26 protein-coding genes and 3 pseudogenes are annotated in these 24,471 nt (G+C 69.0%); 7 read left to right on the top strand and 22 right to left on the bottom strand.

Annotation, left to right across the window (positions count from 1 at the left end):
- From RZ84_RS39985 to RZ84_RS30865, 3 genes are all read right to left on the bottom strand, one after another.
- A partial coding sequence (locus RZ84_RS39985) for a M56 family metallopeptidase (protein ID WP_198540080.1) occupies positions 1 to 437 on the bottom strand: 437 nt, incomplete at its 3' end.
- 85 nt (positions 438 to 522) lie between these two features.
- A complete protein-coding gene (locus RZ84_RS38455) occupies positions 523 to 762 on the bottom strand; it encodes a hypothetical protein (protein ID WP_063772721.1) in 240 nt (79 codons plus the stop codon).
- A gap of 317 nt (positions 763 to 1,079) precedes the next feature.
- A complete protein-coding gene (locus tag RZ84_RS30865; protein WP_043267621.1) occupies positions 1,080 to 2,102 on the bottom strand; it encodes a DNA-directed RNA polymerase subunit alpha in 1,023 nt (340 codons plus the stop codon).
- Positions 2,103 to 2,320: 218 nt separating this feature from the next.
- Here RZ84_RS30865 and RZ84_RS30860 point away from each other — a divergent pair, with 218 nt between their 5' ends.
- On the top strand, positions 2,321 to 2,542 hold the full coding sequence (locus tag RZ84_RS30860) for a hypothetical protein (protein ID WP_043267619.1): 222 nt from the start codon (positions 2,321 to 2,323) through the stop codon (positions 2,540 to 2,542).
- Between the two features lie 170 nt (positions 2,543 to 2,712).
- On the opposite strand, the gene RZ84_RS30855 is transcribed toward RZ84_RS30860, so the two are convergent.
- From RZ84_RS30855 to RZ84_RS30845, 4 genes are all read right to left on the bottom strand, one after another.
- Positions 2,713 to 3,363 carry a class I SAM-dependent methyltransferase gene (locus RZ84_RS30855; RefSeq protein WP_043267617.1) on the bottom strand — a complete coding sequence of 217 codons (651 nt, stop codon included), beginning with the start codon at positions 3,361 to 3,363 and terminating at the stop codon, positions 2,713 to 2,715.
- Between the two features lie 292 nt (positions 3,364 to 3,655).
- Positions 3,656 to 3,784 (bottom strand): hypothetical protein, encoded by a 129-nt coding sequence (locus RZ84_RS42410; RefSeq protein ID WP_277816891.1) that lies wholly within the window; start codon positions 3,782 to 3,784, stop codon positions 3,656 to 3,658.
- Between the two features lie 1,687 nt (positions 3,785 to 5,471).
- Entirely contained in the window at positions 5,472 to 5,846 is a 375-nt protein-coding gene (locus RZ84_RS30850; RefSeq protein WP_052230268.1) for a HalD/BesD family halogenase, read from the bottom strand.
- Positions 5,847 to 5,874: 28 nt separating this feature from the next.
- Positions 5,875 to 6,759: an IS982 family transposase gene (locus RZ84_RS30845; RefSeq protein WP_043262718.1), complete on the bottom strand. Its 885-nt coding sequence runs from the start codon at positions 6,757 to 6,759 to the stop codon at positions 5,875 to 5,877.
- Positions 6,760 to 7,321: 562 nt separating this feature from the next.
- Here RZ84_RS30845 and RZ84_RS30840 point away from each other — a divergent pair.
- The gene (locus RZ84_RS30840) at positions 7,322 to 8,371 is read left to right on the top strand and encodes a serine integrase family protein (RefSeq protein WP_198540079.1); all 1,050 of its coding nucleotides are present in this window, start codon (positions 7,322 to 7,324) and stop codon (positions 8,369 to 8,371) included.
- 39 nt (positions 8,372 to 8,410) lie between these two features.
- On the opposite strand, the gene RZ84_RS30835 is transcribed toward RZ84_RS30840, so the two are convergent.
- The 8 genes from RZ84_RS30835 to RZ84_RS30805 all read right to left on the bottom strand — a co-directional run bounded on the left by RZ84_RS30835 (position 8,411) and on the right by RZ84_RS30805 (position 15,288).
- The gene (locus RZ84_RS30835; protein WP_198540078.1) at positions 8,411 to 9,043 is read right to left on the bottom strand and encodes a class I SAM-dependent methyltransferase; all 633 of its coding nucleotides are present in this window, start codon (positions 9,041 to 9,043) and stop codon (positions 8,411 to 8,413) included.
- A gap of 340 nt (positions 9,044 to 9,383) precedes the next feature.
- Positions 9,384 to 10,934, bottom strand: coding sequence for an ABC transporter permease (locus RZ84_RS30830; protein ID WP_241778109.1), 1,551 nt, complete (start codon positions 10,932 to 10,934; stop codon positions 9,384 to 9,386).
- Positions 10,935 to 10,948: 14 nt separating this feature from the next.
- A complete protein-coding gene (locus RZ84_RS30825) occupies positions 10,949 to 11,503 on the bottom strand; it encodes a hypothetical protein (protein WP_043267611.1) in 555 nt (184 codons plus the stop codon).
- 136 nt (positions 11,504 to 11,639) lie between these two features.
- Positions 11,640 to 11,783: a hypothetical protein gene (locus RZ84_RS39320; RefSeq protein ID WP_157878960.1), complete on the bottom strand. Its 144-nt coding sequence runs from the start codon at positions 11,781 to 11,783 to the stop codon at positions 11,640 to 11,642.
- A complete protein-coding gene (locus tag RZ84_RS41970; protein ID WP_052230266.1) occupies positions 11,780 to 12,022 on the bottom strand; it encodes a P-loop NTPase family protein in 243 nt (80 codons plus the stop codon). The genes RZ84_RS39320 and RZ84_RS41970 overlap by 4 nt, the downstream gene beginning before the upstream one ends.
- Positions 12,023 to 12,320: 298 nt before the next feature.
- Entirely contained in the window at positions 12,321 to 13,541 is a 1,221-nt protein-coding gene (locus RZ84_RS30815) for an MFS transporter (RefSeq protein WP_063772720.1), read from the bottom strand.
- Positions 13,532 to 14,452, bottom strand: coding sequence for an NAD(P)/FAD-dependent oxidoreductase (locus RZ84_RS30810; protein WP_043267609.1), 921 nt, complete (start codon positions 14,450 to 14,452; stop codon positions 13,532 to 13,534). The genes RZ84_RS30815 and RZ84_RS30810 overlap by 10 nt, the downstream gene beginning before the upstream one ends.
- 158 nt (positions 14,453 to 14,610) lie before the next feature.
- Positions 14,611 to 15,288, bottom strand: a complete 678-nt coding sequence (locus RZ84_RS30805) for a helix-turn-helix transcriptional regulator (RefSeq protein ID WP_043267607.1) — start codon at positions 15,286 to 15,288, stop codon at positions 14,611 to 14,613.
- A gap of 135 nt (positions 15,289 to 15,423) precedes the next feature.
- Here RZ84_RS30805 and RZ84_RS30800 point away from each other — a divergent pair, with 135 nt between their 5' ends.
- Entirely contained in the window at positions 15,424 to 16,056 is a 633-nt protein-coding gene (locus RZ84_RS30800; protein ID WP_198540077.1) for a TetR/AcrR family transcriptional regulator, read from the top strand.
- A gap of 316 nt (positions 16,057 to 16,372) precedes the next feature.
- On the opposite strand, the gene RZ84_RS30795 is transcribed toward RZ84_RS30800, so the two are convergent.
- The 3 genes from RZ84_RS30795 to RZ84_RS41960 all read right to left on the bottom strand — a co-directional run bounded on the left by RZ84_RS30795 (position 16,373) and on the right by RZ84_RS41960 (position 18,245).
- Positions 16,373 to 17,392, bottom strand: a complete 1,020-nt coding sequence (locus tag RZ84_RS30795) for an alpha/beta hydrolase (RefSeq protein ID WP_241777944.1) — start codon at positions 17,390 to 17,392, stop codon at positions 16,373 to 16,375.
- A 194-nt stretch (positions 17,393 to 17,586) separates the two neighbouring features.
- Entirely contained in the window at positions 17,587 to 18,066 is a 480-nt protein-coding gene (locus RZ84_RS41965; RefSeq protein ID WP_241777943.1) for a transposase, read from the bottom strand.
- 17 nt (positions 18,067 to 18,083) lie between these two features.
- On the bottom strand, positions 18,084 to 18,245 hold the full coding sequence (locus RZ84_RS41960; protein WP_241777824.1) for a hypothetical protein: 162 nt from the start codon (positions 18,243 to 18,245) through the stop codon (positions 18,084 to 18,086).
- Between the two features lie 174 nt (positions 18,246 to 18,419).
- On the opposite strand from RZ84_RS41960, the pseudogene RZ84_RS30785 reads away from it, so the two are divergent.
- Positions 18,420 to 18,758, top strand: a pseudogene (locus RZ84_RS30785) (helix-turn-helix domain-containing protein); the annotation flags it as partial.
- A 52-nt stretch (positions 18,759 to 18,810) separates the two neighbouring features.
- Here RZ84_RS30785 and RZ84_RS30780 read toward each other — a convergent pair.
- Entirely contained in the window at positions 18,811 to 19,746 is a 936-nt protein-coding gene (locus tag RZ84_RS30780) for a LysR family transcriptional regulator (protein ID WP_052230264.1), read from the bottom strand.
- Positions 19,747 to 19,849: 103 nt separating this feature from the next.
- Here RZ84_RS30780 and RZ84_RS30775 point away from each other — a divergent pair, with 103 nt between their 5' ends.
- The 3 genes and pseudogenes from RZ84_RS30775 to RZ84_RS30765 all read left to right on the top strand — a co-directional run bounded on the left by RZ84_RS30775 (position 19,850) and on the right by RZ84_RS30765 (position 23,021).
- The gene (locus RZ84_RS30775; RefSeq protein ID WP_043267603.1) at positions 19,850 to 20,680 is read left to right on the top strand and encodes an oxidoreductase; all 831 of its coding nucleotides are present in this window, start codon (positions 19,850 to 19,852) and stop codon (positions 20,678 to 20,680) included.
- A 185-nt stretch (positions 20,681 to 20,865) separates the two neighbouring features.
- Positions 20,866 to 22,280, top strand: a pseudogene (locus RZ84_RS30770) (MFS transporter).
- A gap of 270 nt (positions 22,281 to 22,550) precedes the next feature.
- Positions 22,551 to 23,021 carry a GNAT family N-acetyltransferase gene (locus RZ84_RS30765; protein ID WP_043271325.1) on the top strand — a complete coding sequence of 157 codons (471 nt, stop codon included), beginning with the start codon at positions 22,551 to 22,553 and terminating at the stop codon, positions 23,019 to 23,021.
- Positions 23,022 to 23,045: 24 nt separating this feature from the next.
- Here RZ84_RS30765 and RZ84_RS37360 read toward each other — a convergent pair.
- The 3 genes and pseudogenes from RZ84_RS37360 to RZ84_RS41950 all read right to left on the bottom strand — a co-directional run.
- A pseudogene (locus tag RZ84_RS37360) lies at positions 23,046 to 23,240 on the bottom strand (IS5/IS1182 family transposase); the annotation flags it as partial.
- 79 nt (positions 23,241 to 23,319) lie between these two features.
- Positions 23,320 to 23,628, bottom strand: coding sequence for a hypothetical protein (locus tag RZ84_RS41955; RefSeq protein WP_241777941.1), 309 nt, complete (start codon positions 23,626 to 23,628; stop codon positions 23,320 to 23,322).
- Positions 23,629 to 23,781: 153 nt separating this feature from the next.
- Entirely contained in the window at positions 23,782 to 24,402 is a 621-nt protein-coding gene (locus tag RZ84_RS41950; protein ID WP_241777940.1) for a pyridoxal-phosphate dependent enzyme, read from the bottom strand.
- Between the last annotated feature and the right edge of the window lie 69 nt (positions 24,403 to 24,471).

The raw sequence follows: 24,471 nt of genomic DNA, 5'->3' as shown, positions 1-24,471 counted from the left end.
CCCGCCAGTGCCGCGGCGGGGGCGGCGTGTCGGGTGCGGCCGGAGGCGATCTGGAGGAGTGCCTCGGCGACGGCCCGGCGGCCGGGGGAAGTGGCGGCGACGTCGTCCGCGCGCAGCTCGACCAGCCGCGCCACCTCTGCCCGTGCGTCACGGAAGAGCGGGATACGGGGAAAGGCGAGGGCGTCACTCCAGGCGAGTACGAGGGTGTGACGCTCGGCCAGGTGGGCCCGCTCGTGCGCGAGGACGGCCGCCAGCTGCACATCGTCCAGTGCGCGCAGCGTGCCGGTGGTGACGACAGTGCGGCGCCGGCGCCCGGGTAGGCAATACACGGCCCGCTCGTCGGACTCCAGGACGACCACTCCGCGCTCTATATCGGAGCGGCCGACCATGTCGAGGACGACGCGATGCCCGGCCCGCTCCCGTACCACACGCAGCACGCCGACCGTCAGGCACCAGGCCGTGCGCCCCAGGACCGCCAATGCCCAGCACGGCGCCGCTCGCCCCGGCGGCGGCACCGCCGGGTCAGGCGTACTGGGCCCGCAGCACCAACAGGCCCGCCCGGTCGGCGCTGGCTCGGGCGGTCGGCACGACCAGTGCGATACCCGCTATCGCCGCCGCGGCGAACACGGAGAAGCTCGCCGCTAGCCACAGGGCGATCCCCGGCCGCGGCGCGCGGTCGGCCCAGTCACCGCGCCGCAGGATGCGGCCGCCCGTCGCCCCGAGCAGGGCGGCGTAGCCGAGCAGCGCGAGGGCGATGATCACCGCTTGCCTCCGGAACCGCCACGGCGGCGACCGTCGGGCTCCTCGGCCTCGCCTCGTCCCAGGCAGCACCGCAGCCCGCAACGCACGTCGCCACCGTGGCATCGTCCGCCGCCGTGAAGACAGCCTGTATGGCGGACATGCCGGTGATGTCCCCCACCACCCATCACCGCATGCACAGGGGCACAAACGACTGCACCTGCTGCATGCCCATGTCCATGAAGTGCTGCGCACAGGACCGCTGCGGCAAAAGCCGGTGGCGTAGCGCCACATCGCACCTGCTGTCGCACAGCCCCTCGCTCCACGACCCAGCGCAACGTTCAGTACCGCTCGGTCCCCATGAAACCCGTGCTCGCGTCGTCGTCGGCACCGAAGGCGTCGGCGGCGGCGGTCGGGTCGAATCCGGGCGGGCTGTCCTTGAGGGTCAGGCCCAGGCCGGCCAGCTTCGCCTTGACCTCGTCGATCGACTTCGCGCCGAAGTTGCGGATGTCGAGCAGGTCCGCCTCGGAGCGCGCCAGGAGTTCACCCACCGAGTGGACGCCCTCACGCTTGAGGCAGTTGTAGGAGCGGACCGTGAGTTCCAGCTCCTCGATCGGCAGCGCCATATCGGCGGCCAGGGCGGCGTCCGTCGGGGACGGGCCCATGTCGACACCCTCGGCATCGATGTTCAACTCACGGGCGAGACCGAACAGCTCGACCAGCGTCTTGCCGGCCGACGCCATGGCGTCGCGCGGGCGCATCGCCTGCTTGGTCTCGATGTCGACGATCAGCTTGTCGAAGTCGGTGCGCTGCTCGACACGGGTCGCCTCGACCTTGTACGTGACCTTGAGCACCGGCGAGTAGATCGAGTCGACCGGGATCCGGCCGATCTCCTGGCCGACCTGCTTGTTCTGCACGGCGGAGACGTAGCCGCGACCGCGCTCGACGGTCAGCTCCATCTCCAGCTTGGCCTTGCCGTTGAGCGTGGCCAGGACCAGGTCGGGGTTGTGCACCTCGGCACCGGCCGGCGGTGCGATGTCGACGGCGGTGACGACGCCGGGGCCCTGCTTGCGCAGGTACATCACGACCGGCTCGTCGTGCTCCGAGGAGACGACCAGCTGCTTGATGTTGAGGATCAGGTCGGTGACGTCCTCCTTGACGCCCGGCACGGTGGTGAACTCGTGCAGGACACCGTCGACGCGGATGCTGGTGACAGCAGCGCCGGGGATCGACGACAGGAGGGTGCGGCGGAGGGAGTTGCCGAGGGTGTAGCCGAAGCCCGGCTCCAGCGGCTCGATCACGAACCGGGAGCGGAACTCGTCGACGACCTCTTCGGTCAGTGACGGACGCTGAGCAATCAGCACGAGGTATGGCCTCCAGTGTTTGGCGCCCGCTATGTGACGCCGTAGACATCCCGAAGGGTACGGGCGGTTCGGCCTCCGATGAGGCCGAACCGCCCGTCCCCCGCCCGTCTGCCGGCCGGTCGGCAGGCTCGGCTCTTGCCGGAGTGGAGTCCGGCGTCAGTCACTCCTACCCTGAAGAGTCAGCAACTAGCGGAGTTCGTAGGTGCATACTGGGGGCAATGACAAAGCCTGCTGCACCGAAGCGTCATTTGCTCACCAGCCCCTTCAAGGCCCCGGTCACGCCGGCTCCCAAGCACTTCGCCGTGGGCGACCAGGTCACACACGACGTATACGGCCTCGGCCGGGTGATCGGCATCGAGGAGGGAATCGCGGCACTCGTGGATTTCGGCCCGGCGCACATGCGGATCTCGAGCCCGTACGACAAGATGACCAAGCTGTAGGACCTCAGCGCGTACACGAGCGCCATCGGGCAGACGGTCGACCCCATGCAGCCGTCGCCGTGGTCACGCGTCGGCCACTGAACTACCGTGCCGGGCCGCCTCCGTCTCCGGATCGGTCCGAGATTGGAGACCGTCGAGAGGGCCCCTCCCCGGCCGACCCCATATCCGCGCTACCCCGCCCAGCGGACCGGCGGGCGGGCGACGCCGATGATGGACGGCGACGCCGGGTGGGCCCGCTCATTGATCAGGAAGTCGAAGTGCCGCACCCGCTCGATGGTGAACCCGGCCTCGGTGATGGCCCGTTCGGTGTCCCGCGTCAGATGGCAACCGCCTCCCAGCCGCCGCCATAGCGGGTTCAGCAATCGCTGCCACCGGAAGAAACCGGGGTTGCGGGAACGGACATGCTCGTAAAACCGCAGCTCGCCGGTCGGCTTGAGCACCCGGGCAGCCTCGGCCAGCGCAGCGGGGACATCGGCGATCGTGCACAGGACCAACGAGACCACCACCACATCGGCGCTACCGTCCTCGACGGGCATTTCCTCGGCCCGGCCGGGAAGTACGTTCACCGGCACGGACACCGCCTCCGCGGCCCGCTCGGCCAGCGCCCGTAGCCTCGGCTCCGGCTCGACCGCGATCACCTGCTCGGCACCCGGCCCGTAGTGCCGGAAGTTCGCGCCCGTGCCCGCGCCGATCTCCACCACCCGTCCCCGCACGCCCTCCAGCAACTCCCGGCGGTGTTCGAGCGAACCGTGCGCCTCCGTGTAGGCGTTGATACGGGGATACAGGCGGGCGAACAGCGGATGCGAGACCGTCTTGGCCATGAACCTTCCTACCGTCGTCACGCTGCGGCCGGGCTCGCCAGCGTTATCTGGCTTGATGCAGGTCGATCGCTTCCTCGCACCAGAGGGTACGCGGAGCCGAGGCGCCAGAGGGTACGCGGAGCCGAGGGAGCCGAGGCCGTCGACTCGGCTCGGATCGAGGCGGAACCCGCCGAGTGGCGGGCCGGGTAGCGCAAAAGGGCAAGATCGTGAGACAGAAGTGCCGTGTTCCTCGAATGAGACAGCGGATTAAGCCCAGACCACCGCAGCGGAACGGGACATTCCGAATCTGGGCCTACAGAAGTTCCCGCTGCTGCTCTGCGGCCTCCTCGGCCGCTTTGAGCGCGACCGTCTCCTTGCGGCCCCGGGCCCACAGGAAGTAGCACAGGGCTGCAGCAACGAGGGCGAGGAGCCCAGTGAGCACAATCCACAACCACATCGGCACGGACCACCCGCTGCCCCTACGCTGTCCCTGCCTGCGCCCAAGAGCCACACCGTGGCCAGCACACCAAGGACAAGGCCCGCTGTCGCGCCGGACGAACTGGGAGGCTTGCTCCTTCGGACGTAGTGATGCGTACTCAAACGAACCCCGATCATGAGAATCGGTCGACCATAAAGCCGATGGATCATGCCGACTGAGCGAGTCTCGCGTTCCACGTCATGCTCAGCGGAAGAACGCTCAGCCAACTGGCTTGATTCCAGCTGGCCTTGGCGTGCTTCCGACCTTCGCGTGCCATCGGACCAGCCCCCGCTCCACCGGCTGCCGGGGCCGCGCCGGATGTCAGACCTCGCTGCCATCATCGGGCCATGCTCATCAGCCCGAAGTCAGCCCACGCACGCCGGGGCAAGAGCCGAGCGCAGCACAGCAAGCGTGCGATCACGCCACTGCCCGCTCAGAACGCTGCCCTGCGTGAGCCCCTCGTCTCACAAGCTCCCCACCCCCGGCCCCAGGCTGCGCAGACAGGGCTCGGGGCCGGGGGCAGTACGTTAACGGCACGGATACCGAAACCAGCCCGGTACACGAGGCCGGACACACGCCCGCAGCACAACACGATCCGTATGGTCCACAAGACGGTCGCCGCATCACCGGGCGCTGATCGCCGAGAGCCACGCACCCGCGGTGCTGCCTCGCCGTCTGTCGCCCACGGAGAGCCAAAACAATGGGCAAGACCAGCTGTGCGTGTCGGCACCAGCCGGCAACCTGAACGCGGTACCGGATACGCAACGCTCTCCCCCGTACGGCCGCACGCCAGGTCCGGCCGGGGCGCGCCGTCGCGGTCGCCCGGCGAGGCTGAAGCTGCGTCCCAACCGTGGCTCCCTGAACACCACCGGAGCCACCGCCCTGTCACCTCGCAGTGGCCGTTGCGGTGCCCGGCCCGCACCCCCGGCGCCGCAGACACACCGTCCGCGCTTTCGTCGTCAGGGCTGTGGGCCTTGTCGGCCCGCTGGTACCGGGCGCGGCCGAGGAACTCGTCGATCTCGGCCGCGGGCGCGGACTGGTGATCAGCTTCGCCCCGAGCCGGGCCACCTTCTCCCCACACTCGGCCACTGGCCGGCCCTCGGCCAAGACGGCATCGATCTCGGTGGCTCACCTCGCTGGGCGGTACTCGGTTCTCTTTTCCACAGGTCAGCCGTCTGGCCAAAGGCCAATGGGCACGGCAGGGCTCATCCGTCCAACGCGCGCCCTCGGACGGTGACGTCCCGGTAGTGCCGGCGCGCCACGCGGGGGTGGGCGCGCAGCCATCCCTTGAGCTCGTTGCGGCCGTAGGTGGTGAATACCGGGTTCGCGGGGTCCTGGGTACTGCCACGGGCCTCGCCGGCCAGGTGGGGTGGGAGCGGTACCGGGGTGATCTCCGCGTCGAGCCGTGGGTTGAGGAAGCAGGCGATCGAGGTGCGGTCCGCGCCGGCGGGCGGGCTGAGGACACGCGCTGTTCGTATCGGGTAGATCGAAGAACCGCCGGGCCAGCTCCAGTAGTTCGGCCGACCGTCGCTCGGTGATGCCGTGCCCGGTCAGGTGGCAGAAGCCGGACCGGTGTGCGAACGCCGCCCGCGTTGCGGGGGCGTGCCAGGCCCGCAGATCCAGTTCGGGCGCGCGGCTGCGTGCGCGGCGGTCATTCGGTCCTGCCGAAGTACCGGCTGCGGGTGTAGGCGTTGAGCTGGCCATCGGGCGTCGAGATGTACGACAACGTGGCGCTGATGCGCGGTGTGGCACCGTACACCGGGGTGACCCGGTGGAGGGAGACCCGGCCGAAGTGCAGTACCAGCGTCCCGGGAGTGGTGGCCAGTTCCCGCGTGAGTGCCTGCCGCTCTCCGGCCACGGTGGCTCGCAGAACATCGTGGTCCTGCTCCACCTCGGTGCGCGAACGCGGTACGTACTCCAGCACCCCGCCCTTCTCGGGCGCGAGAATGTGCAAGACGATCGTGTACTCCGACACATCGAAGTGCCAGTCCTGCTCATCGCGGTCACGGTGAACATGGATCGTCATGGCGCCTAGATGAATGAGTCCGATGTTCTCAGTGGTCGAAGGCGGTCAGGGATCGTTTGATCTTGGCGCCGGTGGTCCAGTTGTGCCAGACACCTGCTGCGAGTGCGAGGAGTCGTTGGCCGGTGCGGGCGAACACTCCAGGCAGGGTTCTGCCTCCGTGTTGTTCCAGGCTGAGCTGGCCTTTGAGTGTGGCGAACACGGCCTCGATCCATTGGCGGACACGGGCGAGACGGCCGTGTCGCACGGGCTCGTCCTTCCGGTCCGGACGCACCAGATGGACGCCCAGGCTCTCGGTCAGGAACGCCTCGAACTCCCTTCCGGCGAAGCCCTTGTCGGCGAGGATCACTTGGCCGGAGCGTACGAGGTGGTGGTCGCGTTCCAGCAGTGCGGTCATCACCTCCCGTTCGCCGATCTTGGGATGGGCCAGGCACCAGGAGATGGGCATGCCTTCCGCGGTGGTCAGCAGGTAGAGCCGAAAGCCCCAGAAGAAGCGGGAATGGCTGGGGCAGTATCCGTATCCGGCGTGCCCTGCCAGTTCGGAGCGTTTGACTGTCTGGCGGGAGGCGGCGCACGGCAGTGGGGTGGAGTCGACCAGGCGCAGGTTGTCGTGCCAGGTGGGCACCTGCTGGGCCAGTGCCTGGAGCACGGCCGAGATCAGTGGGCCGGCGGCGTTCAGGCGCTTGTTGTAGGCGGATTGCTGGGGCAGGTAGCGGAAGAGGTGTCGTAGGCGGGCGTGCGCGAAGCGGATCCAGTGACGGGTAGAGGGAAAGCCGAGCAGGACCTGGGCGACGGCCAGGCACAGCAGTTCGGCGTCTGTCAGTTTCGGGGGTCGCCCGATCCGGCGACGAGGGGCCACATGGTCGTCGATGAACACGTAGAGTGCCGCCAGAAGGGCGTCTAGGTTTGTCGTCACACACGAGCCAACGGGCGCCCTTCGCCATGGTCGCGGCCAGCACAAACATCGGACTCATTCATCTAGCGGGTCGGCCGAGCGGAACACCTGTCGGCCCACGACCGCGGAGACGAACCCCAGCAGCGACTCCGAGTGGAAGAGCGCCTTGAGCGACGAGTCCGGCGCGATGCGGTCGTACGCGATCGTGCTCTTGGTGTGCGTCCGGCCGACGTCGGCGGAATCCGGCGTCCACCCGCATCGATGGAGGTGCCGAGGAACACGTTGTTGGAGCCGGTGAACCGGTAGCCCAGGGTCTCGGCGTCCTCCCGCGCGCGTGCCGCCATCTCCACGACCGCCTCCGGCCGCAGGAAACCGTCCAACACCCCCTCCCGCCGGTAGGTCGGCTCTATGGCCGAGGGCGATCACGTCCTCACGGCCGGACTCCATAGCACCATCCGCCGCACCGTCAAGCCCAACGCCACCCATACGAGTGCCCCACGCCGTCACCCCTTCTCCCCTGTCTTTCCAGCACTCACGCTCGAAGGACAGGGCACGGACGGCGATGAGCCGAGACACCCGCCCCATGGAGGTGTCAATCACGCCGATACCCCATCCATACCAAACCACCATCCACGACAGCAGTGCGCTCACGACGTGGATTGACCAGCAGAGCCGCAGCCAGGACGGGCAGCAAGAAGCGCGAGTCGGCGGGTTGCGCTTCGCTTTCCACGGCCGGGTCTCCACCGAGGACCACCAGGACCCCGAAACCTCCCGCGCCTGGCAACTGCTGCGTGCCCAAGCCCTCGTCTCCGGGTACGGCCGGATCACCGTCGAGTACTTCGACGTCGGCCGCAGCCGCACCGTCCTCTGGTCCCGCCGTCCCGAAGCCGGCGCCCTGCTCGCCACGCTCACCGACCCCGACCGCGGCTTCGACGCCGTTGTCATCGGCTCCAGCGAACGCGCCTTCTACGGCAACCAATTCACCGTCATGGCCCCGCTCTTCGACCACTACAACGCCCCCGTCTGGATCCTCGAACTCAGCGGTGCCGCCGCCCCCCAAACAGCCGGGCACGAAGGGCTCATGTTCCTCCTCGGCATCCTCGCCAAACGCGAAGTCGCCCGCGCCCGCATCCGCGCCCACACCTCAATGACCGTCCAGGCCCGCGACCAAGGCCGATACCTCGGCGGCCACCCCCCTTACGGCTACCGGCTCGTGGATGCAGGCCCCCACCCCAACCGCGCCCTGGCGCGTCGCGGCGTACGCATCCAACGCCTCGACCCCGACCCTCACACCGGCCCCATCGTCACCTGGATCTTCACCCAACGCCTATCCAGACACAGCATCGCCCGCATCACCCGCGCCCTGAACGATATGCACATTCCCTGCCCGTCGGCAGCCGATCCCGAACGCAATCAACACCGCACGGCACAACGGTGGAACGCAACGGCTCCCCATCCGCCGCCGAGCGATGCGGCCTCCACGATGGGAGCCTGCCCGCCCCACAGTCCGCGCCGCTGCGGGGGGCTGGGGGCGGCGGCGTGTCATGCGAAGGGCGGCCGCCGGTGCAGGAAGTCCGTGCGATCAAGTCCTTGCAGGCGCTCCCGTCGAGCAGCTGGCGACGGGAGCAAGTGAATCAGGTGCCCCATTACCATGATGTCGCGCACCTGCTCGTTACGGATTCGGTCGCTCCCGGGGTACCGGGCGCACTGCCTGCAAGTAGCGCAGCCACGGCCGGATGTCACCGCACCCCTGCAACGCGAACCCAGCGTCGGCGATGAGTCCATCGAGGCGCTCCACGCCGGAGTGCTCCATGGCATGGCCCGCCAGCACATGGATCAAGAGGCGCCCGAATCGGCTCGTAGGCGGGCGGAACTCGGCGACGATGAGGCGTCCCCCGGGGTGCAGCACGCGATACATCTCGCGCAGGGCGGCCGGCCGCAGTTCCTCCGGCAGGTGGTGCAGCATCAGGCTGCTGACCACGACGTCGGCGACGGCGTCCGGTAGGTCAAGCGCCTCGGCGGTTCCCTCCTGGTACGTGCACCGGGCGCCGGCGGCATGTCGGCCCTTCCGACGGGCGTAGGCGAGGACCGACGGTGACGGGTCGATGCCCGTCACCGCCCCGCCCGGCCCGACCCGTTCGGCCATGCGCCGGGTCAGGTAGCCCGTGCCGCAGCCCACGTCCAGCACCCGGTCGCCAGGCCGTGCGCCGCTCAGTGCGGCAAGTCGAGCGAAGGCGCGCCGCCGTCTGCCGCCGAAACCGAACTCGCTGAACAGTTCGTACGCGCGGGCCGGACCGATGGTCACGCCGGGAGTGTCAGACCGTGTTTCGCCTTGCAGAAATCTTCCGAGGGCCACGCCACTCCCCTTCACAACTTAGTGGCTACTAAGAATGTACTTAACTTAGTTGCGACTAAGGTGATGTGACAAGTCCAGGCACGCCGGATCCCCGGACGGCGTCGTAGGGGCATAGCGGGAATCTGCGGGGCCGCCGCCGGCGTCGGCGAGCGTGCATGGCGCACGGTGACAGCCCCGACGGCTGGCGGATCCCTGATCATGACGGCCGCCACGAGCGGCACCCGAGGCCGTTTCCAGAAAGCGAGAGACCCGGCCGCGCTATGTCCACGCCGCCGGGCCATGCCAGAGGTCAGAGTGCGGTGAGCGCCCCATGGACGGGTGTACGCGAGGTGCGACGGCTCGTTGCCCAGGTGGCGAGCACGCTGCCGATCAAGGCCAGAAGGACCCACAGGACGATTCCCGCGAACGAGATGTGGAGCGGGAGCGGCAAACGGAAGCTCGCGTTGCCCAGGACGTTGCCGAGGAGGAGGAAGGCGGGCACTGTCAGGGCGAGGACGGTGCTCAGAGCAGCGGCCGCGGTCACCTCGTAGATCACGATGCGTCGGACGGCAGCAGGGTCGGCTCCGAGGGTGCGCAGGACGGCGAACTCCCTTCTGCGTTCCGTGACGTTGGTCGCCATGGTGGCGCCCAGTCCAAGCAGCCCCACGAGCCCCATGACGGCGGCGATGCCGATGACCACGCCGATCAGCAGCGACACATGGCCTTCGACCGACTCGCGCAGTTCGGACACGGGAACGCCCCGGCGTACACGGGTGCCGGCGTCGGTCAATGTACGTTCGACGCCGGCGAGCACCGTGCGCCGCGACGTGTCGTCATGCCGGTCGCTGACGATGCGCAGGAGCGATGCGGTATCCCGCTTTCCCCGTACGTCATCGAGCGCGCCGGTGGCGAAGTAGGCCGTGGCGGGGCCGATTTCCTCGGTCACGCCGGCCAGTTGCCAACTGTCCGTCCGGCCGTGGATGCCAAGGGTGATCCGGTCTCCGGCCCGTGCGCCGGGGAAGCGCGCCAGTGCTTGTTGGTTGAGGACGACGGCGGTTTTCTCTCCGAAGCACAGCCAGCGACCGGAGGCCGGCGCGGGGCGCAGGAGCGGTCGACCGGGGTCCACGGTGAGTGCGGTGAAGCTGCCGTGCTCCTTGTCCGGGTAGGTGGCGGTGACCGGTATTCCGGGGCCAGGGTGGGCGAGTGCGGCGAAGGAGGCGGAGGGGGCGACGTGCCGGACACCGTGGACGGCGCCGACGAGGTGCGCGAGCCGCTCGACGTCCTGCGGGTGGTCGAGTCGGACTTCGAGGTCGTATGTCTGGCGTCGCAGTGCGTCGTCGGTGAGGGTGCGCCAGGCGGATGCGGTGTTGAGGCCGGTCATCAGCATGGCCCCGGCAGCGGCCACCAGCGTGACCGAGAGGACGAGCCTGCCCTTGCGCCGGAAGGCGTTGCGGAAGGCCATGACCACTGTGCGACCGGCGTCCCAGGAACGGGCCGTGCGCCGACGCGGCGGGGCCTTGGCCTCATGGTCGTCGAAGGCCTCACGGACGGTACGGCGACTGGCCCGGGTCAGGGGCAGCAGCGCGATCAGGTAGGGGACGGCCAGGCCCGCGACGACGGTGGCGAGTGCAACCCAGGCCGGCGGTGCGGCGTTCACGGTGTCGATGTTGAGCATGTCCGCCACTGCCTGTGCCATGAGTCGGCCGATGGCGACGGACGGCCAGATGGACACCGCTGTGGCCACGGCGGCGATCAGGCCGATCATGGTGAGGTACGTGCCGAGTATCTGGTGGTCGCGTGCGCCGATGCCCTTGAGGATGCCGATTTCGCGCACCTGGCGGGCGAGCAGTGCCTGGAGCATGGTCGCCACCAGGATCACCGCGAGGAGGAAGGCGATGACCGCGGCCCGAGCAGAAGCCCGATCATGGAGTCGAGAATCGACTGGTGCGGGTGGCGGTGCGGAGGGGGAATCTGAATTTCCTCGACCGTGGCGCCACGTTGGGCCAGACCGCTCGCCAGGGCGCGAGCCCGACGCTCGATGAGTCGGGTGTCCGTGGTGGCGGCGGTGTGCGGGCCGTCTGCCACCACGATCTCGAGTTCGTCGAACGGCGCCTGGATACCGAGCCGATGCAGAGTTGCCGGTGTGATGTAGCCGGATCCGGTGCGCTCCCGTGGGGCGGGAGCCAGTGCCGGATCGTGTACCGTCGCCGCCACTTGGAGGGTGTGGGCCACCCCGTTCTGCGCCGTAACGGTAAGGGGTTTACCCACCGACCTTCGCACGATGCCGGTCGCCGCGCGTTCCAGGTAGAGGGCGCCGGCGGGTGGCGGCCAGGTGGCGTCGTTCCTGCGGAATACGGCGACGTGCATCAGATCGTTGGCCGGGATGACGAACAACAGCAGGGGAAGCCAGGTGTCGGGCGCGACCTTCACCCTGGCCTCCAGGATCTGCCGCAGAGCCGCTTAAGCCCGCCTGGCCGGGACCGCGCCCAGGACAGGTCCTCGGCGGTGAACCGTTGGCTCACCCGGATCGTGGCGGAGGCCGGGTGCGTGTCGAGATAGTTGCGCGTCAGCTCTCGGGGCACACCGTCTGTGCGGAGAGCAGCGATCCGACGGCGCTGGGACTGACCGCGATGGCCGCCGCCATGATGGCGACGCGCACACGCGTTGCCGCGATATCCCGGCGCAGCTTGGTCCAGCGAGGGCGGCTCACCGCGCTTCCCCTGTCGTGCCGGGGTCCGCCACCCGGCCGTCGGCGAGGGTGATCGCGCGATGGACGAACGCGGAGACATCACGTTCGTGGGTGACCATCATGATGGTCTTGTCGGGCCCGGAGAGCTCCGTGAAGAGTTCCAGCACGGTGGTGCCGGTCTCGGCGTCGAGATTGCCGGTGGCTCGTCCGCCGGCAGCACCGGCGGGTCGTTCGCCAGTGCCCTGGCTGTCGCGGCACATTGCTGTTGCCCTCCGGACAGCGCTGTGGGGAGTTTGTGGCCGTGGTCGGCGATGCCGACCATGTCGAGCAGGTCGCGGGCCCGATCGGGACGTTGTCCGGGTGGGACGGTACGGCACAGGTCCATGGGCAGCATGGTGTTCTCCAGCACCGTCAGGGTCGGCAGCAGCTGGAAGAACTGGAACACCAGGCCGACCGTCCGCCCCCGCCAGGCGGAGAGCCTGGACTCGTCGAGGGCAGTCAGATCGGTGCCTGCGACTGTCACCGTTCGAGTGCCTTCGTCGGGCCGGTGCGCTCCGGTCAGGCTTCTGCTACTGGTGACTCGGCGGACCGGGACCGGTAGCCGAGGAGGTAGAGGGCGAGTGCGATCAGCTGCAGCACCGCTCCCACGAGCGGCAGGACGAAGACGCCGAAGCCGGTCAGCAACGCACCACCCACGGCGCCGCCCACTGCGGTGCCCAGGTAGATGGCACTGCTGTACAGCGCCATCGGCTCGTTTCCGGAGTCACCCGCGAGGGTCAACAGGCGCAGCTGGGTCGGGGGATACGCGCCCCACGAGGTGATGGCCCAGGCCGCGCCGAGGGCACAGAACAGCACGGCCGGTGTGTGTCCCCAGGCGATCGTGCCCGCAAAGGCGAACAGCACCACGGAGCAACCGGCGAACGCCGCCGTCAGCGTGGGACGCGGACCGGTGGAGTCGGTGAACTTGCCTCCAATGAGAGGGCCAATCAGTCCGGCCGCACCGGCGACAGCGATGATGACGGCCAGTACCCCTGAGGTCGCGCCGGCGGCCTCGCGTGCTGCCGGCGCGATGTAGGTGTAGAACATCAGCCCACCGCTCGTGGCGAACGCCGTACCCAGCAGCCCGGCGACGAGCGGGAGCCGGGCAAGGCCACCGAGCCGCTGGCCGGTGGACGACGTCTGTGCAGTGGACGGTACCGCCGGCAGGAAGACCAGGGCCGCGGCGAGAACGACGAGCGAGACACCGCCCACGAAGACGAACGTGGCGCGCCATCCGTACGATCCCCCGATCCACGTGCCCACGGGAACTCCGGCGATCAAGGATGCGGTGAGTCCCGCCGAGACGGCCGCCAGCGCCCGCCCCCTGCGCTCCGGTTGGGACAGGGAGCCGGCGGCGGCCAGGGCGGCGGGGGTGGCGGCGCCGGCGGCCAGCGCCGCCAGGACGCGCCAGATGAGGAGGGGCCCGTACGAAGAGGCGCTCGCGCCGAGGAAGTTGGCGAGGGCGAAGACTGCCAGCCCCACGGTGATCAGGGTCTTTCTGGGCAGCTTCGCCATCGCGATCCCCAAAATGGGCGCAGAGACGGCATAGACGATGGAAAAGGCGCTGATCAGCTGCCCGGCGACCGCCTCGCTCACCGCGAGCCCCTTGGCCGTCTCGGGAAGGATGCCGGCCACGACGTAGTCCCCGGTGCCGAACACGAAGGTGGTCGCCAGGAGAACGAGCAGCCATGGTGGTGTGGCGCGCTCCGAGGCCCGCCGCGCGGTGTCGTTCACTCCCACGGGAGCTTCCCGTATACCAGCTCGGTGTCGATGGCGACCGCCGCGGTCGCGCCTTCGGCGGCGGCGAGGGCGACCTGGGGAGTGGCGATGGGGATCTCGGGACGGCGTGCCATGTCTCCCACCGCGTAGACACCGCGGACAGCGGTGCGGGCGAAATTGTCGACCTGCACGCAGTCGTCGTCCAGGATGTCGCAGCCCAGCAGCCGAGGGAGATCGCTGCGCTGCTTCGTGGGCGGCTTCAGGAACAGGGCGCCGCGTTCGAGTACCGGCCCGGATTCGAAGACCATGCGCTGGAGTTCACTGCCCTTCCCCTCCAGCCGCACGACGGGCTCAGGTCGTACCTGGACGTTCGTCGAGGCGAGCAACTTCCGCTGATCCTCCGGAAGTTCGTCCTTGCCGTCGAGGCAGAGCACGACGTCGGCGCTCCACCTCGTGAGATGCGCGGCGAAGTAGGCGTCCTGCGGGCGCAAGGCGAGGACGGCGAAGGGCCGATCCCGCACTTCCCATCCATGACAGTACGGGCAGTGCACCGCGGTGCGCCCCCAGAGGGGGGCCAGCCCCTCGATGTCGGGCAGCACGTCGACCACTCCGGTGGCCAGGACGAGACGGCGTGCCGATTCGGCGGTGCCGTCCGAGAGTCGGACGGTGTAGCCGCCCTCCTGGCTGATTGCAGCGACTGCCTCGGCACGTCGGACTTCGACGGTCGGATATGCCGCGAGCTCCCGCAAGCCTATGGCGCGTAACTCCTCCGGGCCGGCGCCTTCGCGACTGAGGAAGTTGTGCACCTCGTGCGCCGGTTCGTTCCGTCCGGGACCGGCATCCAGCAGCAGCGTCGAGCGGCGGGACCGGCCCAGTGTGAGGGCGGCTTGGAGTCCCCCCGGACCGGCACCGATGACGATGACATCCAGCACAGCAACCTCCATTGCGTGCGGGCGCGCACCTGCCCGCCGTAGCGCCGTTCTTACTTAGTCGCAGCTAAACTTAGTTGCGACTAAGTAGTCGTGCAAGTGCGTCAGGCGAGGCGTCGCACCTGATGCGGAGGGCATATCGGGCCGGTCCAGGACTGAGTTCAGCTCGCGTGCGCGTAGTCGCCTGCGATCAACACCGCCAATTCCTTGCGGGAATGAACACCGAGCTTGTGGTAGGCGCGCTGTAGATGGGACTCGACGGTCCGACGGGACAGGTGCAGCCGGGCGGCAACCGCCGAGGAGGAGAAGCCTTCGCTGACGAGGCGCCCGACCTCCCATTCGCGTTGGGTGAGCCGTTGCAGCAGTTTCGCCGCCTTGCAAACCCTGTCCTGCGCCGGGAGATCCGCCTCGCCTGCCTGGTCGAGGGTGTATGTCGTTTCCTCGATGTCCGCCGCGAGCTGCGGGAAACCCAGCCGCTTCAACTCGGCAGCGCAACAGGAGCGTTGCTCCGAGTAGGGATCGGCCAGTGACGACGCCGTACAGGACCAGGCCCTGACGACGGGCCCCTGGGCAAGCTGTGAGATCTCGGCCAACGGGGCGGCCACCTGTGAGGCCACCCCCATCCGCGCAAGCGCGAACAGCGCGGTGGCACTCAGCATCAGGGCACCCGAGGCCCGGTTGAAGGCCGCGGTACGCCACAGGCGTTCCTGGGCCGCTTGATGATCGCCCTCGACCGCGGAGAGCCAGGCCCGGGCGATTTCGATGCTGGCGACGGGGCGCGTGAGCTGGGATGCTTCGGGCTGGGCCAGGGCCCGAGCCGCTCCTTCTGCATCTCCCACGCCGAGCTGCGCGCGCCCACCCGCCCCTCGGGGTGGGCGGGTGCCGGTCCGTCCGATCGGTTCCGTCCTCACTGCCACCACAGAAACCGGAGCCACGGCCAAGTGCGCCACGCACCGCACGGATATCCTGTCCCTGTGACCGAGTCCGAGCCGATGCCCGCCGCCGCGCCGCGACGCACTCGCATGTCCGCCGCGCATCGGCGAGAGTCGATCCTTGACGCGGCCATCAAGGTGTTTGCCGAGTCCGGCTACCAACGCAGCAAGATCTCCACCATCGCGACACGCGTCGGCGTGAGCGAGCCCGTGGTCTTCCAGAATTTCGGTTCCAAGCCCGCCCTGTTCGCCGCCGTCCTGGAACGCGCTGCCGGCCAACTCGCCGCCACCGTGCGGAGCGCGCTCGATTCCGGGCAACCGGTACTCGACTTCCTCACCGAGCGGCTGTCCCCACAGCACCTCGAAGCACTGCACGCACATGGCTCCCTGGGGGTGCTGTTCGCCGACGCCATGGGACTCACCGCCGACCCCGACGTGGCCGTCGCCGCCCGCGCTGCCGTACAGAACGTCGCGGATGTGCTCGCCGATCTCGTCCGCAAAGGCCAGGAAACCGGTGAACTGCGCCAAGACCTGACGCCCCTCGCCGGAGCGTGGTGGCTACTGTCACTGCTCGCGGCACACCGCTTCCGCGCTTCCGTACTGGAGGACCGGTCCGCCCTTGAGGAACAACTGGCCACCCTCTCCCTGGAGACCCTCACCCGCCCATCCGCCTAGCTTGCCGCGACCAACTGCACGAGCCGGAACCTGCCACCGCTCGATCCACGGACTCCCCCACTGCGGAGCCCGTTCACCGCTCCGACTACGCCCAGTAGCAGACGCAGATCCAACTCGCGCCCTCTGACGTACCGACACGGATCCCCACCTCACACGCCAACAAAGGCGCAGGTCAGGGCCCTGCCCCCGCGAGCCGCAAGTGTCGGACGCACACGAACTTCACAGGGGGACTTGAAACTTACACACATGCCGGTGATGCGGGGCGAATTGCAGTTGCCGTAGCTGTCGATTCAAGCCCTGGTGGGGCCCGCCGCGGTCACGGCCGGGGCGTCTGCCACTTGATGTGCTCGCTGATCCACTGCGTGGGGGACTGCATGTTGGACAGGTACGTGGCACCGTTGTGGGTGCCGCCCGGTATCTCCCACAGCTTGGTGTGGACCGGCCCCTTGCCGTACGTGGCCATGAACTTCTTGATGGCGTTGATGGTCGACGCGTGCTCCTTCGTGCCGACCTGGAAGGCGATGTAGACGTCCGGCCCCTTGGTGGCCACCAACTGCTTGGCCAGCGCCTCGGGGTTGTTCTCCCGCTTCTCCTTCCCATGGCCTCGCCACAGCGGGGAGTCGGGCACGATGTCGGGGCCGTTGGCGATGGCGGTCTTGAACTTGTCGGGGTGCTTCAGCACGGCCTTCAGGCTGGCGAACCCGCCGGTGGAGGAGCCCATGTAACTCCAGCCGTCACGGGACTTGATCGTCCGGAAATTGGCTTTCATCAGGTCGGGGACGTCCTCGGTCAGCCAGGTGCCCATCTTCGGCTGGCCGGGGATGTCGCTGGCGTCCCAGTAGATACCCTTGTCGTCCGGGCCAGGGTTGAGGATCGGCATGGCCAGCAGGAAGGGCTTGCTCTTGCCCTCCTGGTACCACTTCGAGACGCTCTTCTCCAACGAGAGCTTGTCCTTGCCGAACTCTCCGACCGACCAGTAGTTGCTGTCGTTACCGGGGCCGCCGGGCAGGGCGATCATGACGGGGAAGCCGCGCGACGCGAACTTCGGGTCCTGGGTGTACTCCTTGGGGGCCCAGACCCAGACTTTTCCCTTGAATCCGGACTTTTTCCCTTCCAGCGTGACGACGCTGACCTTGGTGCCGTCGCTCAGGGTCTTGACGCTCGTGAAGTCGGCCCTGGGGCCCGTAGGCATCAGGGTTTCGGAGTCGGCGGCCTTCGAGGCACCGGCCCGGTCGTAGCTGACAGGGTCGCCCCCGCCGGTGAACGGCGGAATCCCGAAGTGGCTCATCACCGGCCAGGCGATCAGCCCGAGGACGGCCACGGAGGCTACTCCCATGATCCATCTCCGCGCGACGGTGGCCCGGCGTCGACCACTGGACTGGTAGATCCGGGCCGGTGGGGTCGTCATCCTGCTGCTCCGGTGGGTACTGCCCCGAAGGGCATGAAGGTCAGTTCCACCCTGTGGGACAGGCAAGGCGGGGCCAGAGGTTCCGAATCGTCCCCGTATTCCGGACCTCTGTGACGAAACACTCAGAGGAAGCCGCTGGACCGCCCGTGCCTGGCATCGTCGCCCGGCCGCCTTGCCACCTGCGTGACCGGGATCAGCAGCACAAGGAGACGGCCGGCCATCCACGGCAGGGGGCAGCGGATGGCCGGCCGGCGGCGGCCCCTGCGAGGAAGAAGGCGGGCACCGGCGGACCGAGGCGCGCCGGGCCGCGTAACGGATTCCCTTCGAGCCGGCCCACCCGCCCATGGCCAGGCAGGGGCTGCACTCGCCCGTTCCAAGGGTCGGGCCGTGGGGCCCAGCCACTGCCGGCCCACGTGCGCGGTGGCCGTGCCGTCCTTGCGGTCCCCGGAGTCGTCGATGACGATGGCCCCGCCGTCGCGCGGCGCGGTCTCCGGCTGCTCGCGCAGCATCTCCAGCCGCCGGTCATTGACCTTCCCGGCGTCCCAGGTGGACTCCGAAAGGAAGAACTGCAGCCGCTGCACCGACGGTGCCCCGGCGCCCACGACCGGCTCCGCCCCGGTCAGGCAGTCAGCGTCTTGTTCCGGTCCCGCGGCGCCAGCAGCCCGGTCACGTACTCCCGAAAGCCGCGACGTTGGGCCAGACCGACGAAGAGGTCGTCGAACCGGGCCGCGTACTCCTCCAGCGGACCCGGCGCGGACGGACACGGACGACGCGCGGTCATCGTCAACCCCCAAGACACGGCCAACCCTCTCCACCGCTCTACGACCGCTCGGACAGCACGTCAACCCCCAACTACCGCCGGGTTTAACGAACTACCGGTAGTGCCGAATCAGGCAACGTTCGCCCTGCGGTGACACGTCACTCGATCGATGCGCTGGGCAGCCTGGATGATCACGTGGCTGAACGTATGCAGGTCCGGGAGATCGATGACGACGAGGGCACGAGGTTGCTCCGCATCGTCCGTAGAGGCACCGGCTCGGTGGTGACCTGGCGGCGGGCGCAGATGGTGCTGCTATCCGCCCAGAGCATGCCCGTGACCAAGATCGCCGAGGTGACGTTCACCAGCCCGGACCGGGCACGAGACGTGATCCACAACTTCAACGCCGACGGCTTCACCTCGCTCTACCCCAAGTACAAGGGCGGACGCCCCAGGACGTTCGCCCTGCCCGAACGCCGCGAGATCAAGAAGATCGCCAAGTCCAAGCCGGCCGAGCACGGCCGGCCGTTCTCCACCTGAAGCCTGGCCAAGCTGGCCGACTTCCTGGTCGCCGAGGGCTAGTGCTGCATCAGTCAACGTTCGCCCTGTCCACCACCTCGCGTAGGCGTTCATCGGTCGCCAGCTCACACGCGCGCACGTACTCCTGCACCAGCGGCCGGCGGTCGTCGGCGCGCCAGGCCAGGGCGAAGCGGCTGGGCGAGATGCCCCTCACCGTACGGGTGACGACTCCGCCGAGGGTGATCAGCGGGGTGTTCCCGGCCGCCAGCAGGACCACGCCGAGACCCGCGACGAGCGCCTCGTACGTCTCCTCGGTGCTTGCCACCTCCGCGCCGATGAGTGCCGGCTTCCCGCCGCGGGCGTCGGTGGCAAGCCAGTAGTCCCGCAGTGGCCCTGCGCTGTCGGGCAGAGCGAGGAACGGCTCGTCCAGCAGGTCGGTGAAGTCGATGGTCTCCCTGTCGGCGAGCGGGTGGGTATCGGCCATGGCGACCAGGCGAGGTTCCTCGGCGACCACCACCCACCGGTAGCGGTCCGGATCGGGCAGCGGTAGCCAGACGAACGCCGCGTCGCACGTGCCGTCGGCGAGCCCGGCGGTCGAGTCGTGCCAGGGGACTTGGCGAAGTGTGAGGCGGGCACCAGGGCGCGTGGCGGTGAAGCGGGAGCGGATCGCGGGCAGCACGCCCCCGCGCCCCGGGCTGGTACTCATGCCCACGACGAGGACGGCCGCCTGGTCGGCCACGGTCCGGGCGACTGTCTCCTGGGCTGCCTCCCATTCGGCGAGAATGCGCTGAGCGTGCGGCAGCAGTGCTGCACCGACCGCACTCAGGCGCACTTCGCGCCGGTCGCGCTCGAACAACGCGGCCCCCACCTGCTTCTCCAGCGCCCTGATCTGCTTGCTCAGCGCGGGCTGTGAGACGTACAGCCGCTCGGCTGCGCGCGTGAAGTGCAGTTCCTCGGCCACTGCGGCGAAGTACCTCAGGTCCCGTCCGTGAACGTCCATAACCATCGGCTATCACAGCGGATCTTGGACGGGCAACCGGTGTGCCTTGCAAGGTAGTTCACACACGGACCGCCGAGAGCAGCGGATCACCTGGCACAAGGAGAAGAACATGAACAAGGTATGGCTGGTCACCGGGGCGAGCAGCGGGTTCGGCCGGGCGATCACCGAAGCGGCGGTGGCCGCGGGCGACATCGTGGTCGCTGCCGCCCGCCGCACTGCGCTGCTCGACGATCTGGTCGCCGCGCACCCGGACCAGGTCGAGGCGCTGCCGCTGGACGTCACCGACATCGCGGGCATCCAGGCCGCGGTCGACGGCGTGGCAGCCCGGCACGGCCGGATCGACATCCTGGTCAACAATGCCGGACGGGGCATGGTGGGGGCGGTCGAGGAGACCACCGACGCGGAGCTGCGGGACCTGATGGACCTCCACTTCTTCGGCCCGGCCGCGCTCACCCGGGCCGCGCTGCCGCACATGCGCCGCCGGGGCTCGGGCGCCATCGTGCAGCTGACCAGCATGGGTGGGCGGTTCGCCTTCGCCGGAGTCGGCGCCTACTGCGCCACCAAGTTCGCCCTGGAAGGGCTCTCCGAGGCATTGGCCGCCGAGGTCGCCCCGCACGGCATTCGGGTGCTGATCGTCGAGCCCGGCGCGTTCCGTACCGGCTTCGCCGGCACCGCAACACTGGAGCCCGCCGCGGCCCTGGACGCCTACCAGGACACCGTGGGCCCCGTCCGCTCTGGGCTGCCGGGCGGAAGCGGCCAGGAACCCGGGGACCCGGCCAAGGCCGCGGCCGCCCTCCTCACCGCTCTGGACGCCGACGAGCCGCCGCTGCGTCTGCCGCTCGGCAACGACGCCGCCGACGCGATCATCGACCACCTCGACCGTGCCCGCACCGAACTCCGCTCCTGGGAAGAGCTCATCCGCTCCACCGACTTCGACTGACGCCTCCAGCCGTCTCCGCCCCTCTTCCCGCCCACCGTCTCCACGCAGGCGCGGCGGGAAACCCAGGCGGAGGGGCCTTGGCGCACCCGGTACGTGGCTCCCCACTACAGGCCCATCTGCCCGTGATCGCCCCCTGGCTTCCAGCCTCGGTCGCATACCTTCAAAAACGTCTCAGGAGTGTCCTGATGAAATCGCTGCTCACGTCCTCCCCTGGCCCGCGAGCCGCGGCCGCGGCTCCCGAGGCGGCCCGGGGCGGATCCTCCACGGTGCTCGGTGCCGCCCTGCTGGGCTTCTTCCTCATCTCGCTGGACGCGTTGATCGTCACCGTCGCGCTGCCCGACATCGGCCGCAGTCTTGGCGCCGGTATGTCCGGCTTGCAGTGGGTGGTGGACGGATACACGCTGATCTTCGCCGCCCTGATGCTCTCCGCGGGCGCCCTGTCCGACCGCATCGGGGCCCGGCAGGCGTACGGCGGCGGCCTGGTGCTCTTCGGGCTGGCCTCGGCCGCGTGCGGACTGGCGCCCAATCTCGGTGTGCTGGTGGCAGCGCGGCTGGTGCAGGGGGTGCGGCGGCCGTGATGATGCCGGCGTCACTGGCCCTGGTCCGGCAGGGCTTTCCCGACCAGGCCAAGCGGGCCCGGGCGATCGCCGTCTGGACCGTGGGCGGCGCGGTCGCGGTGGCGGCCGGGCCGGTCCTCGGCGGGGCACTCACCGCATCCGTGGGCTGGCGGTGCATCTTCTTCGTCAACCTCCCGGCGGGCCTGCTGGCGCTCGCCCTGCTCACCCGCGTGCCCGCCTCTCCGCGGCTGCCGGCCCGTCTTGACGTGGTCGGGCAGGTGACGGCGGTGGTCGCGATGGGCGCGCTGACGTACGGCGTGATCGAGGGCGGCGACAAGGGCTTCGGTTGGCCGCCCGTGGTGGTGTCGCTGCTGGTGGCCGCGGCCGCGGCAGCCGCCTTCTTCGCCGCGCAGGCCAAGGGCGCGCACCCGATGCTCCCGCTGCCGCTGTTCCGCTCCCGGGTGGTAGCAGTGTCCTTGGTGGTCGGCTTCATGCTCAACGCCGCTTACTACGGCGGGGTGTTCATCTTCAGCCTGTACCTACAGCAGGAGCGCGGGCAGTCCGCCCTGCACGCGGGCCTGATGTTCATTCCGATGACGGCACTGGTCGCCGTGGTGAACCTGGCCTCGGCGAAACTGGCCTCGCTGTTCGGCCCGCGGCTGCCGATGGTGGCGGGACAACTGATCGGGGCAGCCGGACTCTTGGCCCTGCTCACCGTCGGCCCGCACACCAACGTGTGGGTGGTGGCGGCGCTGATGGTGCCGGTCGGCCTCGGCGGGGCGCTGACGGTGCCGGCGCTGACCGCGATGTTGCTCGACGCCGTCCCCGCAGACCGGGCGGGCACCGCGTCCGCGGTGCTCAACACCGGCCGCCAGGTCGGCGGAGCGATCGCTGTGGCGGCCTTCGGGGCGCTACTGGCAGGGGCGGACACGTTCCCGGCCGGCATGCGGTGGAGCATGCTGATCGCGACGGCTGGACTCGTACTGACGGCTGGCGCGACGCTGACGCTGCCGCGGGACGGGCACCGGGGTGCGGAGGCGTGAGCCGGACGGTGTGTCGCGGCAGGGCCGCGGGGCTCCTCGCCACCGGAACGGTGCATTCCGAGCTACAGCCGGCCCCGCCTCGCTCGAGGCTTCGAGGCTCGCGTGTCAACTCCGCAGGTCCCGCCGCTGCTTACCACTGTCACAAGCCCCGGAACCGGAATCAGCGTGTTGTTCTTCTGCGAGTCCTGAAGGTTGTCCCGTAAGTGCAAGCTGGGCATAGCCTGGGCCACCTACCTGGGTATCGATCTTCTGGAGAGCGAGACTGCGCCTATGGGCATATCCCTGCGCGAGCTTGAGGACAGCGACCTACCGATCTTCTGGCAGCAGCTGACGGATGCCGAGTTGCAGCAGATGGCGGCTGTGACCAGGAAGTATCATTACGACCGTGGCCACTTCGACCGGCACTGGACAAAGGTGCGCTCTGACCCGTCCGTGATCTTGCGAACCGTTGTCGCTGACGGCGTTGTGGCAGGGCACGCCGCAGTCTTCGGTCCGCCGTCGGAGCGTGAGGTCACGTACGTCATCGGGCGAGCCCATTGGGGCCAGAGCATTGCCACCGCGGCCGTTGCCGAACTGATCAAGCTGGAGCCCACGCGGCCGCTGCACGCCGACGCCGCCGCTGATAATGCCGGCTCCATCCGCGTGCTGGAGAAGTGCGGCTTCATCGTCACGGGGAAGAGCAGGTGCTTCGCGCGGGCCCGCGACGAGGAGATCGACTTGGTGCGCTTGACGCTGAGCTGAGCACGCCGCCGCCGTCAGAACAGCTCAACCGGCCCAAGCGAGGTTGTGCAGGCGGGCGATGCCGTGCCTGGCCTGGTAAACGCCGTTGCCCTTGAGCCGACAGTCCCGCAGGATCTTCCAGTTCTTCAACCGCGACAGGGCGTGTTTCACCCGGGCTCGTGCCCGGCGGTGGACGGCACTTTTCGCTTCCTGCCGTGGGTTGAGGTGAGTCTGGCCTCGTCCTGAAACCACAGGTCCTGGAGGAGAACATCAGCCACGGCTGTTCATGATCGCGGATTTGGCTACCCTCCGTGGGTCGCTACCCGATCGGCCAGTGCCCGGTGCGGGCGAACAGCTCGATATCGGCTTCGTACGGCGCAGGGTCGAGTCCCCGCGCACGCACCCACTCCGTATTGAGGTGGGTGTTGCGGTACGGATCAGCGGCGTCGCCGATGATGGTGACGACGCTGCCCTGCATCCCCGCTTGATGCATCCGTGCCACGAGGTGGCACGTTCCCCAGAAGTTGGTGCCGGTCGCCGGTCCGGCTTCGATCCCGGCAGCAGCGCGAAGCCACCGCAGGGCCGCAACGGACGCCGCGTCCGGTACCGGGATCATCAGGTCGATCACCGCCGGCAGGAAGCCGGGCTCGGTGCGTGGGCGACCGATGCCAGGTATCCGCGAGGGCATCCCCGTGGCGTAGTCGCCACACCCGCTCGCCCACGCGGGGAAGTAGGCGGAGTTCTCCGGGTCCACCACGGCCAGCCGCGTCGGATGACCGTGTCACCGCAAGTGGCGTCCGATGGCTGCCGAGGTCGCCCCGGTTCCGGCACCCGTGACGATCCACTCCGGGACCGGGTGCGCTTCCCCGCGCATCTGATCGAAGATCTCGTCGGCGATCGTCGGCTCACCACACCCGGCCACCGCCCGCTCCGCGTCGCGGAAGTGGTCCAGGAAGTGGCCGCCGAGCTGCTCGGCCAACGCCCTCGCCTCCTCCTGCACCGCGGCGGGCGGCTGCTCACCCACCTGCCACCGTCCGCCCTCCCCCTCGATCCTGGCCAGCACGTCCGCAGAGGTCTTCGCCGGCACGACAGCGGTGAACACCAGGCCCAACAGCCTCGCGAAGCGGGCTCCGGCCACAGCAACCGCTCCACTCGCAGCCGCGATCACCGGCGTGTCCGACCTGATAGCACCGCTAGCGATCGCCTCACAGAACATCGCCCGCACCAGGCGATACTTCATGCTGCCGGTGGGATGCGCGGACTCGTCCTTGAAGTAGATCTCGACGTCCCGGAACGCGGGCAGCGCAAGCGGGCGCAGAGGCGTCGGTGCCAGATGCAAGCCGCCTGTCCGCACCCGCCGGATCGCCTCGGCAGCCCACGAGTTGGGGCGTTCCGTGGTCATGACCGGACCCTACTGCAGCCACGGCACCCGGCAGGTCGCGATGCTCGACGGCCATTGCCGACAACGAAC

Origin of the sequence: Streptomyces sp. CT34, from assembly GCF_000805335.1 — a bacterium.
Lineage (GTDB): Bacteria > Actinomycetota > Actinomycetes > Streptomycetales > Streptomycetaceae > Streptomyces.
The sequence above is the reverse complement of the archived record's forward strand: the minus strand, read 5'-3'. Positions and strand labels throughout refer to the sequence as shown.